This is a genomic window from Pseudomonas sp. D1-1 (genome assembly GCF_051132225.1).
In the GTDB taxonomy this organism is placed as follows: domain Bacteria; phylum Pseudomonadota; class Gammaproteobacteria; order Pseudomonadales; family Pseudomonadaceae; genus Aquipseudomonas.
This window is the reverse complement of sequence record NZ_CP071676.1, coordinates 3,736,291-3,756,344: the sequence shown is the minus strand read 5'-3', so window position 1 is coordinate 3,756,344 and position 20,054 is coordinate 3,736,291. Positions and strand designations below refer to the sequence as shown.

The following is a 20,054-nucleotide window of genomic DNA, read 5'->3' as shown; positions in this document are numbered from 1 at the left end:
TGGCAAGCGCAATATGCACCTCAACGGCGGACATCACCGCACGGTTTTTCCAACCATTGAGGACATCACATGAACACCATCGGCATTATCGGCGCTGGCGCCATCGGCAGCGCATTCGCCCGGGCCCTGGCTCGCCAAGACATCAATGTGGTCATTTCCAACAGTCGCGGGCCGGAAAGCCTGACCGAGCTGGTCGCCGAACTGGGCCCGACCGTACGTGCCGGCACTGTGCAGGAAGCTGCCGCGCAACCCATGGTGCTGGTGGCCGTCAATTGGCAGAAGTTGCCGCAAGCCCTGGCAGGTTTGCCGGATTTCGCCGGGCGGATCGTGATCGACGCCAACAATGCCATCAAGGTGCCGGAATTCCAGGCGATCGATCTGCAAGGACGGGCCTCCACCGAGGTGTTCAGCGAGTGGGTGCCCGGCGCGCGGGTGGTCAAGGCATTCAACCATATGCTGGCGAAATTGCTCGAGGCTGATCCGGCGGCCGAGGGTGGCAAGCGTGTGCTGTTCCTGACCGGCGATGATCAACAGGCGCGTGTGGAAGTGGCCGGGTTGATCGAGCGGCTGGGATTCTTCGCCGTGGACCTCGGCCCGCTGAGCGCCGGAGCGCACCTGACGCAATTCCCCGGCGGCCCGTTGCCCGTGTTGAATCTGGTCAAGTTCGACTGAGCCACCCCGGGCGATCAAGGACGATCCCAGTAGGGCACTTCGCCGAAACACTCGAGGAAAAAATCGATCACCGTGCGCACTTTCACTGACAGGCGTCGGCTGCCGGGCCAGAGGATGGCGATTTGCTGGGGTTCTAGGCTGTTGGACGCTTCGTAATCGCCCAGGACCGGCACCAGCGTGCCGTTGCGCACGGCTTCGCCGATCAGCCATGACGGAAACATCACCAGGCCCAGGCCTTGTTCGGCGGCCTGGGTCAGGGTGTCGGCGTGGTTGCCGGTGATCGGCCCGCTCACGCTGTAGCGTATCCAGGCTTGACCCGGCTTGCGGAAAAACCAGCGCTGTTGCCCGGCTACGCCTTTGTAGGCCAGGCACTGATGGGCCGCCAGGTCTTCGGGTTCTTGTGGAACGCCGTGGCGGGCCAGGTAGGCGGGGCTCGCCGCGATCTGGAAACGGTGCGGCGCGATGATCCGCGCTTGCATACTGGAGTCATGCAACGAGCCGATGCGAAAGAGCAGATCGGCACCTTCCTGCAGCGGGTCGACGTAACTGTCGGTCTGCTGGATATCCAGCTGCAGCTTCGGGTAGCGCTCGCACAGTTGTCCCAGCCAGGGCGTCAGGTGGCGCTGTCCGAAGACTACCGGGGCGTTGATCCGCACGAGTCCGGCCGGTTCGCTGCGCTGTTCCTGCAAGGCTTGTTCGGCTTCCTCCAATTGCACCAGCAGCAAGCGTGCATGGTGCCCGAGCAGGCGGCCGGCTTCGGTGGGCGAAACGGCGCGGGTATGGCGATACAGCAACTGCTGGTTCAGCGCCTGCTCCATCAGTTGGATCTGCCGGGAAATCGAGGAAGGCGCCAGCCCCTCGCGCCGCGCGACTTCCGAGAAGCTGCCGAGATCGAGCACCGCGACGAACAATCGGAGTGCCTTGAAACCCAGTTCATCAAGACCGTGCATGGGAATCCGCTGTGCGTGTTACGCAAAAGAGTTGTCAGAATGCTCCCATTTATCGCACAACAGCGCCAGCCGATAATGCCCGTCGTTTCTTTTCAGGCAGGTTTATCCCATGCAATCAACATCCACCCCCTCCGCCGCAGCGGTAGCGGATGCCGCGCCACCCCGGACTTTCCTGCGCTGGCTCCTGCTACCCCTGGTGATCCTGGCGGGCATGGGGCTATCGGTGGAGGCCGGCCTGCTCGGGCCGCTTGGTGTCCAGGTCGGTCATCTGTGGGCAACGTTGAGCATCTTTGGCGTTGGCGCGGCGCTGTTGTTCCTGCTGTTGTTGCTCAGCGGTCCGCAACGAGGCCCGGCCCTGAGCGAACTGCCGCGCTGGCAATTGATCGGTGGCTTCCTGGGGCCGGTCTACGTGGTGGTACTGACCCTCGCCACCCCGCACATCGGCATTGCCATGACCATGATCGCGATTCTCTCCGGCCAGGTTGGCAAAAGCGTGCTGATCGACCATTTCGGCTGGTTCGGCGCGAGCCGCAAGCGTGTCAACCGCGAGCGCTGGCTGGCGTTGGCGTTGATTGTCGTGGCCCTTGTCCTGATTGCCCGAGGTTGATATGAGCGTGATCCTGTTATTGCTGGTGGTTGTCGCCGCCGGCGCGGTATTGAGCGTGCAGGCGGCCATCAACGGGCGTCTGGGCGAGACGGTGGGCGTACTGCGCAGCAGTCTGCTGACCTTCGCGGTCGGCACGGTGGTCACCGGGTTGTTGATCGTGTTTTTCGAGCCGGCCCATGCGGTAAGCCTGTTGGACGTGCCGAAATGGCAGCTCAGCGGCGCATTGTTTGGTGTGGTGTACATGATCGTGATGGTCGGCGCGGTGCCGAGAGTCGGCACAGCCGTGGCAACCGTCGCGGTCATCGTCGGGCAACTTGCCATGGGCATGCTGATCGACAACTTCGGCTGGCTGGGCAATCCACCTGTCGAACTGTCCGCCAGCCGCTTGTTGGCCATGGCCTGCCTGGCACTGGCGCTGGTGTTCATGTATCGCAGCAGTACGCGGCAGACCTGAACGGCTCACTCCGGTTCGACGTCCAGTTGCAGGCTGTCATCGGCCAGGCGCTCGGTACGTCGGACAATGCCGCTGATGCGCCGGCCTTCGACGCTGAACACCACGATCTGGGCTTTTGCCAGGTCTTCGGGCAGCGGTGGGCGTACATGCAGAGCGAACCATGGCGGCTCGCCGTCGTCGAGGCGCTTGACATCGAACTGGCAGTCGACGCTTTTGGTTTCGCGTCCGAACAGCGTGTCGAGGCCGTAATCGAGGTGGGTGTCCACGCGTGGGTTCAAATCCATCGGCAATCTCCCGGATGAAGGCTCGGCTAATGTTCAAGTGAGTCTGTTGGCAACGGAAAAATTCCGTCCGATGAGTGCCGACTGGTCGTGACCGGCAGTGAACGGCTGGCGTTGCTGCTAGAATCGGCCACCTTGACTTACGAGAGGTATGCCCATGAGCGAGCCGATTCGCCTGACCCAGTACAGCCACGGTGCCGGTTGCGGCTGCAAGATTTCGCCCCAGGTGCTGGAAGTGATCCTGGCCGGCAGCGGTGCGCAAAACCTTGATCCCAAGCTGTGGGTCGGGAACGCTTCCCGGGACGATGCGGCGGTCTACGCCATCGACGAGGAGCGCGGCGTGGTCTCGACCACCGATTTCTTCATGCCGATCGTCGACGATCCGTTCGACTTCGGTCGCATCGCCGCGACCAATGCCATCAGTGATATCTATGCCATGGGCGGTGATCCGCTGATGGCGATTGCGATCCTCGGCTGGCCAGTCAACGTGCTCGCCCCGGAAATCGCGCGCGAGGTGATTCGCGGTGGCCGCTCGGTGTGCGACGAGGCAGGCATCCCCCTGGCGGGCGGGCACTCGATCGATGCGCCCGAGCCGATTTTCGGTCTGGCAGTGACGGGCCTTGTGCAAAAGCGCCACATGAAACGCAACGACACCGCCACCGCGGGCTGTCGGCTGTACCTGACCAAACCCCTGGGCATCGGCATCCTCACGACGGCGGAAAAGAAAGGCAAGCTGCGCGCCGCCGATGTGGGCCTGGCCCGAGACTGGATGTGCACGCTGAACAAGCCCGGCAGCCGTTTCGGCAAGCTCGATGGCGTGACGGCAATGACCGATGTCACCGGTTTCGGCTTGCTCGGGCATTTGGTGGAAATGGCCGATGGCAGCCAACTGACCGCGCGTATCCGCTACGACGCGGTGCCGCGCCTGCCAGGCGTCGAGTACTACCTCGATCAAGGCTGCGTACCGGGCGGCACATTGCGCAACTATGACAGCTACGCCAGCAAGGTCGGTCGCGTCCAGGAGCTGCACAAGCGAGTGCTGTGCGACCCGCAGACCAGTGGCGGCCTGCTGATTGCCGTCACACCCGAAGGAGAGAGCGAGTTCCTGCGGGTCGCCGTTGAACTGGGTCTGGCGCTGGAACCGATTGGTGAATTGGTCGAGCGACAGAGCCACGCGGTCGAGGTGTCTTGATGCCCAACGACATCACCGACTACCGCGATATTTTCCTCAATGATCGCCCGATGATGGACACTCGCGCGCCGGTGGAATTTCTTAAGGGCGCGTTTCCCGGCGTGGCCAACCTGCCGTTGATGACCGACATCGAGCGGCAACGCGTCGGGACCTGCTACAAGCAGCAGGGACAGCAGGCCGCCATTGTCCTGGGGCATCAACTGGTCAGCGGCGAGACTAAGGCCCAACGTATCCAGGCCTGGGCCGAATTTGCCCAGGCCCATCCTGATGGCCTGCTGTACTGCTTTCGCGGTGGCTTGCGCTCACAGATCGTCCAGCAATGGCTCAAGGACGAGGCGGGCATCGAATACCCCCGAGTCGGCGGGGGCTACAAGGCGATGCGTACGTTCCTGTTGGGCACTATCGACCAGGCGGTCGCTCAGTGCGACCTGGTCCTGCTGGGCGGCATGACCGGCACCGGCAAGACCGAGGTGTTGACGCAGCTCGATAACGGCCTGGACCTGGAAGGTTATGCCAATCATCGCGGTTCGAGCTTCGGCAAGCGTGCGACCGGGCAGCCTTCCAATATCGATTTCGAAAACCTGCTGGCGGTGGATGTGCTGAAAAAGCGTGCCGCCGGCATCAAGCAATTCGTGCTGGAGGATGAAAGCCGCATGGTCGGCAGTTGCGCCTTGCCGTTGCCGTTGTACCAGCGCATGCAGCAGGTGCCGATGGTCTGGCTGGAAGATCGCCTGGAGCGGCGGGTCGAGCGGATCCTGCGCGACTACGTGATCAATCTCTGCGCCGAGTTTGTCGAGGTCCATGGCGACGAAGGGTTTTCGCTGTTTGGCGAACGGTTGCTGGCGAGCCTGGACAACATCCACAAACGCCTGGGTGGCGATCGCCATCGGCGATTGCTGGGCATCATGGAAGCCGCCCTGGCCGAACAGGCCGCCAGCGGCGCCGTCGACCTGCATCGCGCTTGGATCGAAGGCTTGCTGCGCGAGTACTACGACCCGATGTATGTATTCCAGCGGGAAAAGAAGGGCGGGCGCATAGAGTTTGTCGGGGAGCAGGCGGCGGTATTGGAATATCTGCGTGAACGCGCCGCTCGGGAAGGATAAAACTCAAGTCTTGAGCAAAGAACCTGTGGGAGCGGGCTTGCCCGCGAAAACATTCAGTCACATCATCATTGACTGATGCACCGCTTTCGCGAGCAGGCTCGCTCCCACATGGATCTGCGGCTGCTCACAAATTCTGCGTCCACCACCGATTTCCTGTGGGAGCGAGCCTGCTCGCGAAGAGGCCAGCATATTCAACATCTTCTTCGTCCGTGACGCCGCCATCGCGAGCAAGCTCGCTCCCACAGTAATCCTTGGCAGATTACGTCGGGCAGGTCTTCTGCCCGTTATCCAGGCCTTGCTTGTAGCTTTGGCTGGTGAGGCTGGCCTTGCCGTTGTGCCAGGTCAGGGTCAGTACATACAGGGAGTCGAAATCGCTCGATGCCCAGTCGTCGGTGATGGTCTGCCGCTTGCCCACCGCTTCACCCGCGACCTTGTTGATCAGTTCAGGCAGGTAGCCGTGGGACCAGGCCGTGTAGATCGTGGAGTTGTGGTATTTGTCCTGCATCAATTCATCAGCCAGGTCACTGGTGTCGTTGGCTGAATACTCGATGTTTACCGGCAGGCCGAGCTTGATGGCGCTGGGGCTGATTGTCATCAAGGGGCGAATGTAGCTGTAGGAATTATCCAGCTCACCCTCTTCGACGTTACGGGTCGGATTGGCCGCGAATACGTAGTCGGCTTCGCCGAATTTTTCTGGCAGCAGGGTGGCCAGGTCGATGGCGCGGTTCAGCCCCTGGCAATTGAGTTGGCCGAGGCCGCCGACCGGTTTTTCCGCGTGGCGCAGGAACACCAGCGTCTGCACGCCGTCGACGGGCTGGGCACTGCTGACGCTGGATTCCAGCGACAGCACCAGCCCACAGGTCACGAGCAGCGTCGGTAGCAGTAGCCACGGACGGCGTTTCAACTGGGCGAACTTCAGTGGGTTGATCATCGATATACGTCTTTGTCTTCTCGATTCAGGCTGACAAACCCCGGCACCGCAAAGCCTCTGGCTCCGGGTGTTTTCCCTGTCGTTATGGCCGCTTCGATTGCTCGGGGCATCTCTCAGAGTCCCCGCTGCTTCTTTGGTTCGATCCTGGGGGCGATCCTGGTTGATGTCGGGCACTGTAGCGGCGTCCCGCCAAGGGACGCAGCGAATGTTAGCGACAGGATGTTGCGGAATTAAGAAAGAGGCGCTGTCCCTCAAGAGCCAAGGCTTGTGTTCAAAGGCCCCAAAGCCTGCTCGGCTGATTTATGCTTGGGCTTTCCGACTGATCCATGGAACCCATGCCATGCCCGACCTGACCCCTTTCCCCATCACCCAGAAATGGCCCGCCCAGTTCCCTGAATGGCTCCAGCTCTATTCCCTGCCGACCCCCAACGGCGTGAAGGTGTCGATCATGCTGGAGGAGATCGGTCTGCCCTACGAGCCGCACAAGGTGGACTTTGGCAACAATGACCAACTGTCCCCCGAGTTCCTCTCGCTCAATCCCAACAACAAGATCCCGGCGATTCTTGACCCCCATGGGCCGGGAGATCGGCCGTTGGCGTTGTTCGAATCGGGAGCGATCCTGATTTATCTGGCCGACAAGAGCGGCCAGCTGCTTGCCCAGGAGTCGGCGGCGCGCTACGAGACGATCCAGTGGCTGATGTTCCAGATGGGCGGCATCGGGCCGATGTTCGGTCAGCTGGGGTTCTTCAACAAGTTCGCCGGCAAGGATTACGAGGACAAACGGCCGCGCGACCGATACGTCGAGGAAAGCAAGCGCCTGCTCAAGGTGCTGGACGGGCGTCTGGAAGGACGCGACTGGATCATGGGCGAGCGCTACACCATCGCCGATATCGCCACGTTCCCATGGGTGCGCAACCTTCTCGGTTTTTATGAGGCCGGTGATCTGGTGGGTATCCAGAACTTCCCGAACGTGACGCGGGTGCTGGAACGTTTCCTGGCGCGGCCGGCGGTGGCGCGCGGCTTGAAGATTCCGGAATGACCGGACGATTCGCTTGGGTGACTTGCATCGGCGGCGCGCTGACGTCGTGAGTGGATTATTGCCTGACCGGTAACACTCTGTTCCTGCGTCGGCGTTTGTGCCCTGCCTGGTCAGGGCATAAGCTTTGTCTCGTGTTCCATTTCGCCTCCGGAGTCCCATGTCCAGTCAGTTCCCCGCAGCCCGTCCACGCCGTCTGCGTCGCAATGCAAGCCTGCGCAACCTGTTCCAGGAAACCGAGTTGACCTTGAATGATCTGGTACTGCCGATTTTCGTCGAAGAGGAAATCGACGATTTCGTGCCGATCAAGAGCATGCCCGGCGTGGTGCGTATCCCGGAATCGAAGCTGGCCGGGGAAATCGAGCGGTATGCTCGTGCCGGTATCAAGGCGGTGATGACCTTTGGTGTGTCCCATCATCTGGACAGCGACGGCAGCGACACGTGGAGCGAGCGTGGCCTGGTTTCGCGCATGGCCGGAATCTGCAAGGACGCCGTGCCGGAAATGATCGTGATGTCCGATACCTGTTTTTGTGAGTACACCGATCATGGCCACTGCGGCGTGCTGCACGGTCACGAAGTCGATAACGACCGAACCCTGATCAACCTGGGCAAACAAGCGGTAGCGGCGGCACGCGCCGGTGCCGATGTCATCGCGCCGTCGGCGGCCATGGACGGGCAAGTCCAGGCCATTCGCAAGGCGCTCGATGACGCGGGCTTCAGCCAGACGGCGATCATGGCCTATTCCACCAAGTTCGCCTCCGCGCTCTACGGGCCGTTCCGCGAGGCCGGCGGCAGCGCCTTGAAAGGCGACCGCAAGAGCTACCAGATGAACCCGATGAATCGCCGCGAAGCCCTGCGCGAGTCGCTGCTCGACGAGCAGGAGGGCGCCGATGCACTGATGGTCAAGCCGGCCGGGGCCTATCTCGACATCATCCGCGACATCCGCGAGGCCTCGAACCTGCCATTGTCGGCCTACCAGGTCAGCGGCGAGTACGCGATGATCAAGTTCGCCGCACAGGCCGGCGCCATCGACGAAGCCCGAGTCGTGCGAGAAAGCCTCGGCGCGATCAAGCGGGCAGGGGCGGACCTGATCTTCACTTACTTCGCGATGGATCTGGCGCTGAGCGGGATCTGAGCCAGCACTACTCCTGTGGGAGCGAGCCTGCTCGCGATAGCGGTCCATCATCGAGCATTTGGGGTGATTGACACACCGCCATCGCGAGCAAGCTCGCTCCCACAAGGTTTGTGCTCGCTTTGCATCAGTAGCCTCCACAGGTTTTTGATCGTATGGTTGCTCCCGAACAAGGGAACTGATGGAGCACCATGCATTTCACTCGACTGATGATCACTCTTGCCGCATTGCTGGCCCTGGCCGGCTGCGGCAGCCGTCAGGCCCAGGAGCCTGAGCGCCAGCCTGCCGAAGTCAAGGCGCAGATCGTGCGCTTATTGCCGGCCAAGACCGCCGATCGGGAGGGCTGGGCCACGGACATCTACGTGGCCTTTGCGGCGCAGCAGATCCCGCCAACGACCCAGAACATCTGTTCGGTGCTGGCGGTGACCGAGCAGGAGTCGACCTTCCAGGCCGATCCCGCGGTGCCGGGGCTGGGCAAGATCGCCCGGCAGGAAATCGATCGCCGGGCGGCGAAGCTACGCATCCCCGGGTTTCTGGTGAGCGGCGCCCTCCAGGTGCGCTCGTCCAATGGCAAAAGCTACAGCGACCGCCTCAACGCGGCGCGCAGCGAGAAGGAACTCAGCGCAATTTTTGATGATTTCATCGGCATGGTGCCGCTCGGCAAAACCCTGTTCGATGGCTTCAACCCGGTGCATACGGGCGGGCCGATGCAGGTCAGCATCGCCTTTGCCCAGGCCAATGCGCGCGATTATCCCTACACGGCGGATGGCTCGATTCGTCGGGAAGTGTTCAGTCGTCGCGGAGGGATGTATTTCGGCATCGCGCATTTGTTGGGGTATCCCGTCAGTTATACCGAGCCGCTGTACCGTTTCGCCGATTTTAATGCTGGCTGGTATGCCAGTCGCAACGCGGCCTTCCAGCATGCGGTGAGTCGCGCTTCGGGCATTACGCTGGCCTTGGACGGTGATTTGATCCTGCCTGATTCGATCATGCCCGGCAGCACGGAGCTGGCGGTGCGCACGTTGGGCAAGTCATTGGGCATGCGCAACCCGACCATCCGCGATCAGCTGGAACTGGGCGACAGCCTGGCGTTCGAGGACAGCAAGCTCTACAAGCGGGTGTTCGAATTGGCCGAGAAGGCCGAGGGCAAGCCGCTGCCTCGGGCGGTGTTGCCGGGCATCGTGCTCAAGAGTCCGAAAATCACTCGCAAGCTGACCACTGCATGGTTTGCCAAGCGCGTGGACGAGCGGTATCAGCGGTGCATGACGCGGGCTTCGGGGCGCTGAATCTTCGGCCATGAAAAAGCCCGGCGGATGAGGCCGGGCTTCTACTGTGATGGCTTGAAGGATCTTGCAGCACGGTGATAACAATTCATGCGCGGTTCTTGGCCAAATTATCGGAGCCACCTTCGACAACGCGGCGTTCCAGCAGACGGTCAGCACCGCCTTCGGCAACACGGTTTTCGATCAGCTTGTCGGAGCCACCTTCGGCGACGCGGCGTTCCAGCAGACGGTCGGCACCGCCTTCGGCAACACGGTTTTCGATCAGCTTGTCGGAGCCACCTTCGGCAACGCGGCGTTCCAGCAGACGATCGGCTCCGCCTTCGGCAACACGGTTTTCGATCAGCTTGTCGGAGCCACCTTCGGCGACGCGGCGTTCCAGCAGACGGTCGGCACCGCCTTCGGCAACACGGTTTTCGATCAGTCGGTCAGAGCCGCCTTCGGCAACGACGGGCTGGGAAGTGGCGGCGAATACGTTGGCTGCCAGAACGGAGAAAGCGAGGCTGAGGATGATTTGGCGTTTCATGATGGTGTGCTCCGGGGTGCGTTGGTTTGTGTGGGGCCATTGTTGCGCCGGGCACCGATCGTGAGAACTTCATTGACGTGATGGTGAACATCGATGGCGGTGATAGCTCGCCGGTTTGGTGTCAGCCAGGTTGATGGAACACTGGGGCACCGGTGCGCTCTACCGACCTGAATCCCTTTTGAAGGAGGCCAGTCCATGTATCAGTTATTCGGCCACAGCCAATCCGGTTCCTCTGCCGTGGAGGTCGCCTTGGATCTTTGCGGCGTGCCTTACCGCCGGGTAGATACCTATTCGACCGAGGACAACGATGCGGCGAAGGAACTCGAAGCCCTGAATCCACAGAAGCAGGTCCCGACCCTGCAATTGCCGGACGGCTCGGTGCTCACCGAGGCGGCGGCGATCCTGATTCACTTGGGGCTGTCTTTTCCGGAATCGAAACTGCTGCCGGATGATCCGGCCCAGCGTGCGCAGGTCATACGCGGCCTGGTGTATATCGCCGCCAATTGCTACACGCCGATCGGCATCATCGATTTTCCGCAGCGCTGGCTGCCCGACGCCGACGACGCTGCTCGGGAGCGATTGGTGGCGGGCACCAAGCAACGTCTGTATCGCAACTGGGCGTTGTTTGCCGACCAGTTTCCTGCGAGCCCTTTCCTCGGCGGTGCCGAGCCCGGTGCATTGGATATCCTGGCGGCGGTGATTACCAAGTGGGTCGAAACCCGGGAAGCGATGCTCAGTGCCCGTCCCGAGTTCTACGCCCTGCTGGAGCGCATCGACCGCCATCCGCGAATCGCGCCAGTGCTTTCATTGCACTGGCCCGAATGAATCAGGGACACGCATTGCGCGAGGCGGCCTGGCGGACGAGTTCTGCAAGCTGTCGAACGTTCTGCTGATGGCCTTTCACCAGGTCGTCGATACTGCCGCCAGCCGGTGTCTGCAGGCTGCTGCGGCAGGTAACGGCCTGAGCTTCGTTGCCATGGCTACGCAAGCGCCATTGCACGTCCATGCGCGCATAGCGGCCGGGGATCGAGTCGAAGCGTTGCACCTCCACCCGCAACAGCCGCCTGGGGGCCCCGGGGTTGCTCAATTGCTCGTCCAGGCTGCTGCGTAGTTCATCCGCCAGGCTTGAGCCCCACCATTCGGTTTCCAGGATCGCCAGACCGCTGTCGCCCTGACGAATCACCATCTGGGTGCGATCCACTTGCGGCGGGACGCTGAGTTGTTCGATCTGGATATCCACCCCTGCACGCGCCTGACCAGCCGGCTGGACCGGGCTCAGGGTGTGGTAGTGGATGGGATCGCTGCGACAGGCACCGAGCAGCAGCGCCAGGGCGATCAACGAACATCTCAGCATCAGCGGCATCGGGCGTGCTCCTGTGATCATTCTTTCACCGGAAAGGTAAGGTTCTGCGCCGGAGCATCTTTCGGACGGCCACGAAGCAGCGACTCAGGGTGTCGGCTCAGGTAATCGGACAGCTCGCGCAGCGAGCGCGACATTCGGCCCAGGTCATCCAGGGTCTGGGTCAATTGTTCGCGCTGCGGCGAATCTTCCGCCAGGGTCGAGTTCGCCGACTGCAAGGTTTTGCTCACGTCCTGCAAGGTGCTTTGCACGCCCGGGAGGGTCTTGCTGTTGAATTGCGACAGGCCCTTGCGCAGCTCCACGAGGTTACCGTCCAGGTTGCTGGCAATGCTTTCCAGCGGCAGCTTGTTGATGCGCTCGACCACCGTCTGCAATTGTTCCTGCAACTGCTGGAGGCTGCCCGGGATAGTCGGGATCCGCAGGGGGCGCGCGGCGAGGTCGAACGCGACTTTCTCGGCCTTGGGGTAGAAATCCAGCGAAATGTACAACTGCCCGGTCAGCAGGTTGCCGCTGCGGGCCTGGGCGCGCAGGCCGCGTTCGACGAAGCTGCCGACCAGGCGCGCGGCGGCGGCTTCGTCTTCCGGGTCGTAGTTCAATGACTTGAGCAGTTTCTCGTGGGCCTTGCCGAGCAGTTGCGGGTAGATCACGATTCCTACGTTGACCGGGAACGTGCGCTGCTTTTCGTCGAAGTCCAGGTTCATGGAGACCACCCGGCCGATCTCGATCCCGAGGAATTCCACCGGGGCGCCGACGCGCAATCCGCGCAAGGCCTGGTCGAAGCGCAAGGCCAGGTACTGCGCCTTGCCACTGGGCGGGGCCAGGGCGCTTTGCTGGTCGGCGAACAGTTCGAAATCCTTGTCCTCGGCCGCGGGCGTGTCGTTGGGGCTGTATTCCGGGGCCCGGAATGCAATGCCGCCGACGAGCAGGGCAGACAGCGACTCGGTCTTGACCGCAAAACCGTTGGCGCCGACGTTCACGTCGACGCCACTGACGTTCCAGAACCGGGTGTTCTCGGTGACGTAGGCGTCATTTGGCGCGTTGATGAACACCTCGATATTGACGCCTTTGCCATCGGCGTCCAATGCGTAGGACACCACCTGGCCCACCGGAATCTTGCGCAAATACACCGGCGAGCCGATGTCCAGCGAACCGAGGTCCTGGGAATGCAGGGTAAAGCGTTTGCCCGGTTCGCCGTAGGTGATCGGTGGCGGAGCCTCCAGGCCGGTGAACGACTTGGCGCGCACTTTCGAATGACCGGCGTCGGCGCCGATGAAGTCCCCCGACAGCAAGGTGTCGATCCCGGAGATCCCGCCCGCGCCAATCCGCGGCCGGACCACCCAGAACACCGAGTCTTCATGAGTGAAGGTGTCGGCGGTCTTGGCGAGCTTGACCGTGGCGGTCACGTTCTTCTGATCGTCGCTCAGTTGCACGTCGGTGACCTGGCCAATGACCACATTGCGGTATTTGACCGGGGTCTTGTTGGCGGTCAGGCCTTCGCCTGTCTTGAAGGTGATGGTGATGGTCGGGCCTTCCTGCAGCCAGTTGTTGACCACCAGGGACACGCCCACCAGCACCGCGATGATCGGCACGATCCACACCAGCGACACGGTCCAGCGGCGGGTGGAGACATGGGCGCGGCCCGGTGCGGGTTGTCCGTCAGTGGCTTGTGACTTCATCCATGACCTCCTCGGATGGTTGGGTGTCCCAGATCAGCCGCGGGTCGAAACTCATGGCCGACAGCATGGTAAAGAGCACCACGAGGCCGAAGAACAGGATCCCCGGTCGCGGTTCGATGTCGCTCAGGGCCTGGAACTTGACCAGTGCCGCCACCAGGGCCACGACCAGCACGTCAAGCATCGACCAGTAGCCGATGACTTCGACCAGCCGATACAGCTTGGCGCGCTGCACCTGGGCCCAGGTACTGCGCCGTTGCACGGACACCAGCAGCAACGTCAGCACGACGAACTTGATGCCCGGCACCGCGATGCTGGCGATGAAGATGATCAGCGCGATGTCCCAGGCACCACTCTGCCAGAACTCGAGAACGCCGCTGATAATGGTGCTGTCCGCACCGTCGCCGAGCATCTGGGTGTTCATGACCGGGAGCAGGTTGGCCGGGATGTAGAACACCAGTGCCGCCAGCATGTAGGCCCAGGTGCGAGTCAGGGTATCGGGTTTGCGCCGGTGCAGGGCGGCATCGCAGCGTGGGCAGGTGTCAGGTTCGTCGGTCATGTCGCAAGCCAGGCCGCAGCTGTGGCACAGGCACAGGTTCAGATCGCTGGCGCGGGGCGGATTGCCCGGCGTTGCGGCGTTCACAGGGTGTTCCACAGGTCGCGCACATCGCGACCGGCAATGCGGATCATCAACAGACTCAAGGCCGCCAGGGCGAACAGACCGATACCGGGAAGCACATCCAGCAACCCGGCAAGCTTGATGACAGCCACCAGGGCTCCCAGCAAGCACACCTCCAGCATGCTCCACGGGCGCAGGGTTTCCAGGCTGCGCATGCACAGGTTGAACGCCGGGGCGCGCCGGTTGGAATGGGCGTAGCCCAGCACCCAGAGCAGCAGTGCCAACTGGAACGCCGGAGCGATGATGATCGCGACCGCGGCCACCAGGGCGATGAAGGTGATGGGTCCCTGGCTCAGGGCCACGACCGAATCCCACAGGGTCGCGCTGTTGCTCAGGCCCTGGAGGCGGATGCTCATCACCGGATAGACATTGGCGAAGGCCCACAGCACCGCTGCCGTGATGGTCAGGGCCAGGCGCTGTTCGATGGTCAGGCCGTTGTAGCGCTGGATCACTGCATGGCATTGCACGCACGAGGCTTTTTGATGCGGGGCGAGCGCAACCGGCTCGTACACTGCATCGCAATGTTCACAAATGATCAGTCGGTCGGTAACGGCCATGAGGATGCTCGGCGGGGCAACTCCTTCAATATAGAAGTGAGTCGAGAATGAGCAACCCGCCCGAGCCAATCATTCGCCGCGAATGTATTGCTCCAGTTGTCTGATCAGGTCCGCCTGCTCGGCAATGGCTTCCTTGACCAGGTCACCGATGGACAACAGGCCGACCAGCTTGCCGTTTTCCACCACGGGCAAATGCCGCAGGTGTTTCTCGGTCATGATGCTCAGGCAGGTCTCGACGTTCTGGTGTGGATCGATCGTGATCACGGGCGAAACCATGATGTCGCTGACTTTCGTGCCCACCGAAGAGCGTCCGTGCAGGACCATTTTGCGCGCATAGTCACGCTCGCTGATGATGCCCAGCACTTCATCGTTCTTGACCACCAGCAAGGCACCGACATTTTTCTCGGCCATGCGCATCAAGGCCTGCAAGACCATGTCATCCGGGGAAATGGTGTGCACTTGCTGGTTTTTCTCGTCTTTTATCCGGAGCAACTGCGCGACGGTTTTCATGGGAAGCCTCGGGTGTTGTTTGTGCGGGTGGTTCAAGAATCGTAGACCCAACGGCGCAGAGCAAGCGGTAAAGCGGCAGTCAGCCGTCCAAAACCGTCATGGATGGTGAAAAACCACTGATTTTATTGTGGCGCGCTGTCGTGGTGAGGGAGCTTGCTCCCGCTGGGCTGCGTAGCGGCCCTAAAAAAGCCATGACAACCCGGGGTGGCAGGCAGATACAGGGGGCCGCTGCGCGACCCAGCGGGAGCAAGCTCCCTCGCCACGACAGCAGATCCAAGCAGGTGAAGTCCTCTGGTCACAGGTAGAATGCGTAACACGCAAAATTCGAGGTTTCAGCGGTGGATCTACAGCAGGGCTTCGTCCTGACCCGGCATTGGCGCGATACCCCGGCGGGCACCGAAGTCGAGTTCTGGCTGGCGACGGATGCCGGTCCCCGGCGCGTGCGCCTGCCGGTGCAGACGTCGGTGGCGTTCGTGCCGCAGATCCAGCGTGGCCATGTCGAGGCGCTGTTGCAGGGCGAGAAGGATGTCGAGTTGCGGCCCCTGGACCTGCTGGATTTCGAGCACCGCCCGGTGCTCGGCCTGTATTGCCGGCAGCATGCGCAACTGATGCGGCTGGACACGACATTGCGGCGGGCTGGCGTGGATGTATTCGAGGCCGACGTCCGGCCGCCGGAACGCTACCTGATGGAGCGCTTCATCACCGCACCGGTCTGGTTCGGCGGCACGCCCTCAGCCGATGGCTTGCTCCTGGATGCCCAGATGAAACCCGCGCCCGACTACCGGCCACCGCTGCGGCTGGTGTCCCTGGACATCGAAACCACCGCCCAGGGCGATTTGTATTCGATTGCCCTGGAGGGCTGCGGCGAGCGCCAGGTCTATATGCTCGGGCCGCCCAATGGCGATGATCGTGAAGTGGATTTCCAGCTGGAATACTGCGAGTCCCGCGCGGCGCTGTTGAAGAAACTCAACGAGTGGTTCGCCCGCTTCGATCCCGACGCGATCATCGGCTGGAACCTGGTGCAGTTCGATCTGCGCGTGTTGCATGAACACGCCCGCCGCCTGGCCGTGCCGCTGCGTCTTGGCCGTGGCGGGGAAGAAATGCAATGGCGCGAGCACGGCGCGCGCAACAACCATTTTTTTGCCTCGGCGGCTGGCCGGTTGATCATCGATGGGATCGAGTCCTTGCGCTCGGCGACCTGGAGTTTTCCTTCGTTCAGCCTGGAAAACGTCGCCCAGACCCTGTTGGGCGAGGGCAAGTCCATCGACAACCCGTACCAGCGCATGGACGAAATCAACCGCATGTTCGCCGAGGATAAACCGGCCCTGGCTCGCTACAACCTCAAGGATTGCGAGTTGGTCACGCGCATCTTCGCCAAGACCGAGCTGCTCAAGTTCCTGCTGGAACGGGCCAGCGTCACCGGCCTGCCGGCGGATCGCAGCGGCGGCTCGGTGGCGGCGTTCACGCATCTGTACATGCCGCTGATGCATCGCCAGGGTTTCGTCGCGCCGAACCTCGGCCAGCGTCCGCCGGAGGCCAGCCCTGGCGGGTTTGTGATGGATTCCCAGCCGGGGCTCTACGAATCGGTGTTGGTGCTGGACTACAAGAGTCTGTATCCGTCGATCATCCGCACCTTTCTCATCGACCCGGTGGGCTTGATCGAAGGCCTGCGCCACCCGGACCACACCGAATCGGTGCCAGGTTTCCGCGGGGCGCGGTTCTCGCGCACCCGGCACTGCCTGCCGGCCATCGTGGCGCGGGTTGCCGACGGCCGGGAAACCGCCAAGCGCGAACACAACGCGCCGCTGTCCCAGGCACTGAAAATCATCATGAACGCGTTCTACGGCGTGCTTGGCTCCAGTGGCTGTCGTTTCTTCGATTCGCGCCTGGCGTCGTCCATCACCTTGCGCGGCCACCAGATCATGCAGCGTACCCGGCAACTGATCGAAGCGCGGGGCCATGTGGTGATCTATGGCGATACCGATTCGACCTTCGTCTGGTTACGCCGCCCCCACGGCCAGGAAGAAGCCGCGACGATCGGCCGGGAGCTGGTCGCTCACGTCAACCAATGGTGGCGTGATCACGTACGAGAAGAGTTCGAACTGGAAAGCGCGCTGGAGCTGCAATTCGAAACCCACTTCAAGCGTTTCCTGATGCCGACCATCCGCGGCGCGGAGGAGGGCAGCAAGAAGCGCTACGCCGGTTTGGTGACCCGTGCCGACGGCAGCGACGAGATCATCTACAAGGGCCTGGAGACCGTGCGCACCGACTGGTCGCCCCTGGCCCGGCAGTTCCAGCAGGAACTGTATGGACGGATCTTCCATCGCCAGCCCTATCAGGATTACGTTCGCGATTATGTCCAGCAGACCCAGGCCGGCGCGTTCGACGAACGCCTGGTCTACCGCAAGCGCTTGCGTCGTCCGCTGGACGACTACGAGCGCAACGTGCCGCCACATGTGCGGGCCGCGCGGCTGGCCGACGAGTTCAACGAGCGCCAGGGCCGGCCACGGCAATACCAGAATGGCGGCTGGATCAGCTACGTCATCACCGTCGCCGGCCCCGAGCCGCTGGAAATCCGTAGCGCGCCGATTGACTATGACCACTACGTGACGAAGCAGCTGCAGCCGGTGGCGGATGCGATCCTGCCGTTTGTGGATGATGATTTTTCAACGTTGATCGGTGGACAGATGGGGTTGTTCTGATCGACATTGTTGGCCGCAGGGATGCCCTTGTGGCGAGGGAGCTTGCTCCCGCTGGGCTGCGTAGCGGCCCTGAGTTTCTGGCGGCTGCTGCGCAACCGAGCGGGAGCAAGCTCCCTCGCCACAAGAGCGCGCCGCTGGAATAAGGGCGCGCTCATCACCACGGCGTTCGAGTGGACTAAACCATCGCCAACCGCTGCTTGCCCTGTGGCTGCGGGAACACCAGGTCCAATGCCGCCAGATCCTGAGGCTCAAGCTGCAGATTCGCCGCTTCGGCGTTCAGGCGCACGTGTTCAGCTTGCACCGCCTTGGGGATTGCAATGACATTGTCCTGGCGCAGCAGCCAGGCGAGGGCGATCTGTGCCGGCGTCGCGCGGTGGCGTTCGGCGATCTGTTGCAGGGTGTGGTCCTTGAGCAAATGCCCGCCCTGGCCGACCGGACAATAGGCCATGACCGGCATGCGCTGTTGCTGGCTCCAGGGCAGCAGGTCGAATTCGATGCCGCGTTCTTGCAGGTTGTACAACACTTGATTGGTAGCGCAGACCGGCGAGGCCAGCTCCTCCAGATCGTCGACGTCAAAGTTCGACACGCCCCAGCGGCCGATCTTGCCTTCTTCGCGCAGGCGCTCAAACGCTTCGACGGTTTCCTCCAGTGGGTACTGGCCGCGCCAATGCAGCAAATAGAGGTCGATATAATCGGTGTCGAGGCGCCGCAAGCTGCGCTCGCAGGCCAACGGAATGCCTTTGCGGCTGGCATTGTGCGGGTAGACCTTGCTCACCAGGAACACCTGGTCGCGTAGCCCGGTGATCGCTTCGCCAACGACCTGCTCGGCGCCGCCCTCGGCATACATTTCGGCCGTGTCGATCAGGCTCATGCCCAGTTCGATGCCCAGGCGCAGGGCAGCTACTTCTTTCTTGTGATGGGACGGTTCCTCACCCATCCGCCAGGTGCCCTGGCCGATTACCGGTACGGATACGCCGGCCAATTCCACAGTTCTCATGCACATCTCCTGTCGTGCTGGTCGATACAGCGTGTGGCAGCAGGATAGACCAGGCGTTCCAACCTTGATCGTTCCCGCGCATAAGGCGGGAACGATCGGTGGATGGCAGGATTACTCGGCCGAGAACTTCAGCACCATGGTCTGGGTGTAGGTCTGGCCCGGATCAAGTCGCGTGGTAGGGAAGGACGGCTGGTTCGGCGAATCGGGATAATGCTGGGTTTCCAGGGTAAACGCGCTCCAGTGCGGGTAGACCTTGCCTTGCTTGCCCTTGATCGTGCCGTCGAGGAAGTTGCTGGTGTAGAACTGCACGCCCGGCTCGCTGGTATAGAGCTGCAAGCGCCGTCCGGACTGCGGATCCTGGACCTCGGCGGCGAGTTTATTCACGTCGCCCTTGGCGTCGAGTACCCAGTTGAAATCGAAGCCGCCTTGTTTCGGTTCGGCAAATTTCAGCTGCGGATGATCAGCCTTGATATGCGTGCCAATGGGCGTGGGCTTGGTGAAATCCATCGGGGTGCCGGCTACTGGTGCCAGCTCGCCGGTGGGAATCAGCTTGGCGGTTACTGGTGTGTAGCGGGACGCGTGCAGCGTCGCGACTTGCTTGAGGATGTCGCCATTACCGGCGCCGGCCAGGTTGAAATAGCTGTGGTTGGTCAGGTTCAGCACGGTCGGTTTGTCGGTGGTGGCCTTGTAGTCGATGCGCAATTCGTTCTGGTCGTTGAGGCTGTAGGTGACGTCGGTCTTCAGGTTGCCGGGAAAGCCCATTTCATCGTCCGCCGACACATACGTCAGGGTCACGCCTACCGAGTCTTTGCCATTGCTCGGCTCGGCCTTCCAGACACGCTTGTCGAAGCCTTGCGGCCCGCCGTGCAGGGAATTGTCCTTGTCGTTCTGCGGCACCTGGTAGCGTTTGCCATCCAGCTCGAACGCACCGCCGGCCAGACGGTTGCCGAAGCGACCGATGGTCGCGCCGAAATACACGTTGCCGTTCTTCTGGTAGCCCTGCACGTCGTCGAAGCCGAGCACGATGTCGGCAGTCATGCCGTTTTTGTCCGGCACGATCAGTGACTGGAGGATCCCGCCGTAAGTGATGACGGTCGCCTCGACGCCGTGGCTGTTGCGCAGTACGTATTTTTCAACCGGTGTGCCGTCGTTGGTCTTGCCGAAGGCAACGCGTTCATTGGTCAGGCCGGCGGCCTGGGCAGAGGTGGCAATCATCAGAGAGACTCCGAGGGCCGTGAGCAGATGTCTGGATTCAAGCATGGTGTGACCTTCCTTTCCTGTTGTTTTGTTGTTGTTTTTAACGTGGTCGAGTCCGTTACCTGTCGGACAGCGATGAAGGTTTTTCTGTTCAGTAGTCTTTCTATTTAAGGGTGGAGAAGGGATTTATAGCTATAAATCGAGATTTATCAATT

21 protein-coding genes are annotated in these 20,054 nt (G+C 61.9%); 10 read left to right on the top strand and 11 right to left on the bottom strand.

The features are described 5' to 3' along the window. Positions 1–69: 69 nt before the first annotated feature. Entirely contained in the window at positions 70–672 is a 603-nt protein-coding gene (locus tag J3P86_RS16810) for an NADPH-dependent F420 reductase (RefSeq protein ID WP_434698462.1), read from the top strand. Between the two features lie 14 nt (positions 673–686). Here J3P86_RS16810 and J3P86_RS16805 read toward each other — a convergent pair whose 3' ends face one another. Continuing rightward, on the bottom strand, positions 687–1,622 hold the full coding sequence (locus J3P86_RS16805; RefSeq protein WP_434630027.1) for a LysR family transcriptional regulator: 936 nt from the start codon (positions 1,620–1,622) through the stop codon (positions 687–689). Between the two features lie 109 nt (positions 1,623–1,731). On the opposite strand from J3P86_RS16805, the gene J3P86_RS16800 reads away from it, so the two are divergent. Both J3P86_RS16800 and J3P86_RS16795 read left to right on the top strand, forming a co-directional pair. Continuing rightward, a complete protein-coding gene (locus J3P86_RS16800; RefSeq protein ID WP_434698461.1) occupies positions 1,732–2,229 on the top strand; it encodes a DMT family transporter in 498 nt (165 codons plus the stop codon). Between the two features lies 1 nt (position 2,230). Beyond that, positions 2,231–2,683, top strand: coding sequence for a DMT family transporter (locus J3P86_RS16795; RefSeq protein ID WP_305500170.1), 453 nt, complete (start codon positions 2,231–2,233; stop codon positions 2,681–2,683). 5 nt (positions 2,684–2,688) lie between these two features. On the opposite strand, the gene J3P86_RS16790 is transcribed toward J3P86_RS16795, so the two are convergent. After that, on the bottom strand, positions 2,689–2,967 hold the full coding sequence (locus tag J3P86_RS16790; protein WP_434698460.1) for a hypothetical protein: 279 nt from the start codon (positions 2,965–2,967) through the stop codon (positions 2,689–2,691). A 154-nt stretch (positions 2,968–3,121) separates the two neighbouring features. Here J3P86_RS16790 and selD point away from each other — a divergent pair, with 154 nt between their 5' ends. Continuing rightward, a complete protein-coding gene (gene selD / locus J3P86_RS16785) occupies positions 3,122–4,156 on the top strand; it encodes a selenide, water dikinase SelD (protein ID WP_434656901.1) in 1,035 nt (344 codons plus the stop codon). Further along, positions 4,156–5,259: a tRNA 2-selenouridine(34) synthase MnmH gene (gene mnmH / locus J3P86_RS16780; protein WP_434698459.1), complete on the top strand. Its 1,104-nt coding sequence runs from the start codon at positions 4,156–4,158 to the stop codon at positions 5,257–5,259. The genes selD and mnmH overlap by 1 nt, the downstream gene beginning before the upstream one ends. 259 nt (positions 5,260–5,518) lie before the next feature. On the opposite strand, the gene J3P86_RS16775 is transcribed toward mnmH, so the two are convergent. Then, positions 5,519–6,190: a histidine phosphatase family protein gene (locus J3P86_RS16775; RefSeq protein WP_434656907.1), complete on the bottom strand. Its 672-nt coding sequence runs from the start codon at positions 6,188–6,190 to the stop codon at positions 5,519–5,521. 340 nt (positions 6,191–6,530) lie between these two features. On the opposite strand from J3P86_RS16775, the gene J3P86_RS16770 reads away from it, so the two are divergent. The 3 genes from J3P86_RS16770 (at position 6,531) to J3P86_RS16760 (ending at position 9,644) form a co-directional block, all read left to right on the top strand. Further along, positions 6,531–7,229 (top strand): glutathione binding-like protein, encoded by a 699-nt coding sequence (locus tag J3P86_RS16770; RefSeq protein WP_434630036.1) that lies wholly within the window; start codon positions 6,531–6,533, stop codon positions 7,227–7,229. Positions 7,230–7,386: 157 nt separating this feature from the next. Then, on the top strand, positions 7,387–8,361 hold the full coding sequence (gene hemB, locus J3P86_RS16765) for a porphobilinogen synthase (protein ID WP_434656909.1): 975 nt from the start codon (positions 7,387–7,389) through the stop codon (positions 8,359–8,361). 188 nt (positions 8,362–8,549) lie between these two features. Beyond that, complete coding sequence (locus J3P86_RS16760) at positions 8,550–9,644, top strand: DUF1615 domain-containing protein (RefSeq protein ID WP_434630040.1); 1,095 nt, start codon at positions 8,550–8,552, stop codon at positions 9,642–9,644. An 85-nt stretch (positions 9,645–9,729) separates the two neighbouring features. Here J3P86_RS16760 and J3P86_RS16755 read toward each other — a convergent pair whose 3' ends face one another. After that, complete coding sequence (locus J3P86_RS16755; RefSeq protein ID WP_434630042.1) at positions 9,730–10,164, bottom strand: phage infection protein; 435 nt, start codon at positions 10,162–10,164, stop codon at positions 9,730–9,732. A gap of 195 nt (positions 10,165–10,359) precedes the next feature. On the opposite strand from J3P86_RS16755, the gene J3P86_RS16750 reads away from it, so the two are divergent. After that, on the top strand, positions 10,360–10,989 hold the full coding sequence (locus tag J3P86_RS16750; protein ID WP_434698458.1) for a glutathione S-transferase family protein: 630 nt from the start codon (positions 10,360–10,362) through the stop codon (positions 10,987–10,989). 1 nt (position 10,990) lies between these two features. Here J3P86_RS16750 and J3P86_RS16745 read toward each other — a convergent pair whose 3' ends face one another. From J3P86_RS16745 to J3P86_RS16725, 5 genes are all read right to left on the bottom strand, one after another. After that, the gene (locus J3P86_RS16745) at positions 10,991–11,527 is read right to left on the bottom strand and encodes a PqiC family protein (protein WP_434698457.1); all 537 of its coding nucleotides are present in this window, start codon (positions 11,525–11,527) and stop codon (positions 10,991–10,993) included. A gap of 17 nt (positions 11,528–11,544) precedes the next feature. Further along, the gene (locus J3P86_RS16740; RefSeq protein ID WP_305500189.1) at positions 11,545–13,200 is read right to left on the bottom strand and encodes an intermembrane transport protein PqiB; all 1,656 of its coding nucleotides are present in this window, start codon (positions 13,198–13,200) and stop codon (positions 11,545–11,547) included. Further along, on the bottom strand, positions 13,181–13,840 hold the full coding sequence (locus J3P86_RS16735) for a paraquat-inducible protein A (protein ID WP_434698456.1): 660 nt from the start codon (positions 13,838–13,840) through the stop codon (positions 13,181–13,183). Before J3P86_RS16735 ends, J3P86_RS16740 begins: the two co-directional genes overlap by 20 nt. Then, on the bottom strand, positions 13,837–14,433 hold the full coding sequence (locus tag J3P86_RS16730) for a paraquat-inducible protein A (RefSeq protein WP_434573292.1): 597 nt from the start codon (positions 14,431–14,433) through the stop codon (positions 13,837–13,839). Before J3P86_RS16730 ends, J3P86_RS16735 begins: the two co-directional genes overlap by 4 nt. Positions 14,434–14,502: 69 nt before the next feature. Continuing rightward, complete coding sequence (locus tag J3P86_RS16725) at positions 14,503–14,943, bottom strand: CBS domain-containing protein (protein WP_305500192.1); 441 nt, start codon at positions 14,941–14,943, stop codon at positions 14,503–14,505. Between the two features lie 338 nt (positions 14,944–15,281). Between J3P86_RS16725 and J3P86_RS16720 the strand changes: the two genes are divergently transcribed. Next, a complete protein-coding gene (locus tag J3P86_RS16720) occupies positions 15,282–17,645 on the top strand; it encodes a DNA polymerase II (RefSeq protein WP_434698455.1) in 2,364 nt (787 codons plus the stop codon). Between the two features lie 175 nt (positions 17,646–17,820). Here the strand turns inward: J3P86_RS16720 and J3P86_RS16715 are convergent, their stop codons facing one another. Together J3P86_RS16715 and J3P86_RS16710 are read right to left on the bottom strand one after the other, a co-directional pair. After that, entirely contained in the window at positions 17,821–18,642 is an 822-nt protein-coding gene (locus J3P86_RS16715) for an aldo/keto reductase (RefSeq protein WP_434698454.1), read from the bottom strand. 111 nt (positions 18,643–18,753) lie between these two features. Continuing rightward, positions 18,754–19,902: an aldose epimerase family protein gene (locus tag J3P86_RS16710; RefSeq protein ID WP_434698453.1), complete on the bottom strand. Its 1,149-nt coding sequence runs from the start codon at positions 19,900–19,902 to the stop codon at positions 18,754–18,756. Positions 19,903–20,054: the final 152 nt, after the last annotated feature.

Coding starts and splice junctions, on each gene's coding strand:
- J3P86_RS16755 (WP_434630042.1), bottom strand. CDS start 10,164: ATGAAACGCCAAATCATCCTCAGCCTCGCTTTCTCCGTTCTGGCAGCC.
- J3P86_RS16775 (WP_434656907.1), bottom strand. CDS start 6,190: ATGATCAACCCACTGAAGTTCGCCCAGTTGAAACGCCGTCCGTGGCTA.
- J3P86_RS16730 (WP_434573292.1), bottom strand. CDS start 14,433: ATGGCCGTTACCGACCGACTGATCATTTGTGAACATTGCGATGCAGTG.
- mnmH (WP_434698459.1), top strand. CDS start 4,156: ATGCCCAACGACATCACCGACTACCGCGATATTTTCCTCAATGATCGC.
- J3P86_RS16790 (WP_434698460.1), bottom strand. CDS start 2,967: ATGGATTTGAACCCACGCGTGGACACCCACCTCGATTACGGCCTCGAC.
- J3P86_RS16810 (WP_434698462.1), top strand. CDS start 70: ATGAACACCATCGGCATTATCGGCGCTGGCGCCATCGGCAGCGCATTC.
- J3P86_RS16725 (WP_305500192.1), bottom strand. CDS start 14,943: ATGAAAACCGTCGCGCAGTTGCTCCGGATAAAAGACGAGAAAAACCAG.
- J3P86_RS16715 (WP_434698454.1), bottom strand. CDS start 18,642: ATGAGAACTGTGGAATTGGCCGGCGTATCCGTACCGGTAATCGGCCAG.
- J3P86_RS16710 (WP_434698453.1), bottom strand. CDS start 19,902: ATGCTTGAATCCAGACATCTGCTCACGGCCCTCGGAGTCTCTCTGATG.
- J3P86_RS16805 (WP_434630027.1), bottom strand. CDS start 1,622: ATGCACGGTCTTGATGAACTGGGTTTCAAGGCACTCCGATTGTTCGTC.
- J3P86_RS16800 (WP_434698461.1), top strand. CDS start 1,732: ATGCAATCAACATCCACCCCCTCCGCCGCAGCGGTAGCGGATGCCGCG.
- J3P86_RS16740 (WP_305500189.1), bottom strand. CDS start 13,200: ATGAAGTCACAAGCCACTGACGGACAACCCGCACCGGGCCGCGCCCAT.
- J3P86_RS16795 (WP_305500170.1), top strand. CDS start 2,231: ATGAGCGTGATCCTGTTATTGCTGGTGGTTGTCGCCGCCGGCGCGGTA.
- hemB (WP_434656909.1), top strand. CDS start 7,387: ATGTCCAGTCAGTTCCCCGCAGCCCGTCCACGCCGTCTGCGTCGCAAT.
- J3P86_RS16750 (WP_434698458.1), top strand. CDS start 10,360: ATGTATCAGTTATTCGGCCACAGCCAATCCGGTTCCTCTGCCGTGGAG.
- selD (WP_434656901.1), top strand. CDS start 3,122: ATGAGCGAGCCGATTCGCCTGACCCAGTACAGCCACGGTGCCGGTTGC.
- J3P86_RS16770 (WP_434630036.1), top strand. CDS start 6,531: ATGCCCGACCTGACCCCTTTCCCCATCACCCAGAAATGGCCCGCCCAG.
- J3P86_RS16760 (WP_434630040.1), top strand. CDS start 8,550: ATGCATTTCACTCGACTGATGATCACTCTTGCCGCATTGCTGGCCCTG.
- J3P86_RS16745 (WP_434698457.1), bottom strand. CDS start 11,527: ATGCCGCTGATGCTGAGATGTTCGTTGATCGCCCTGGCGCTGCTGCTC.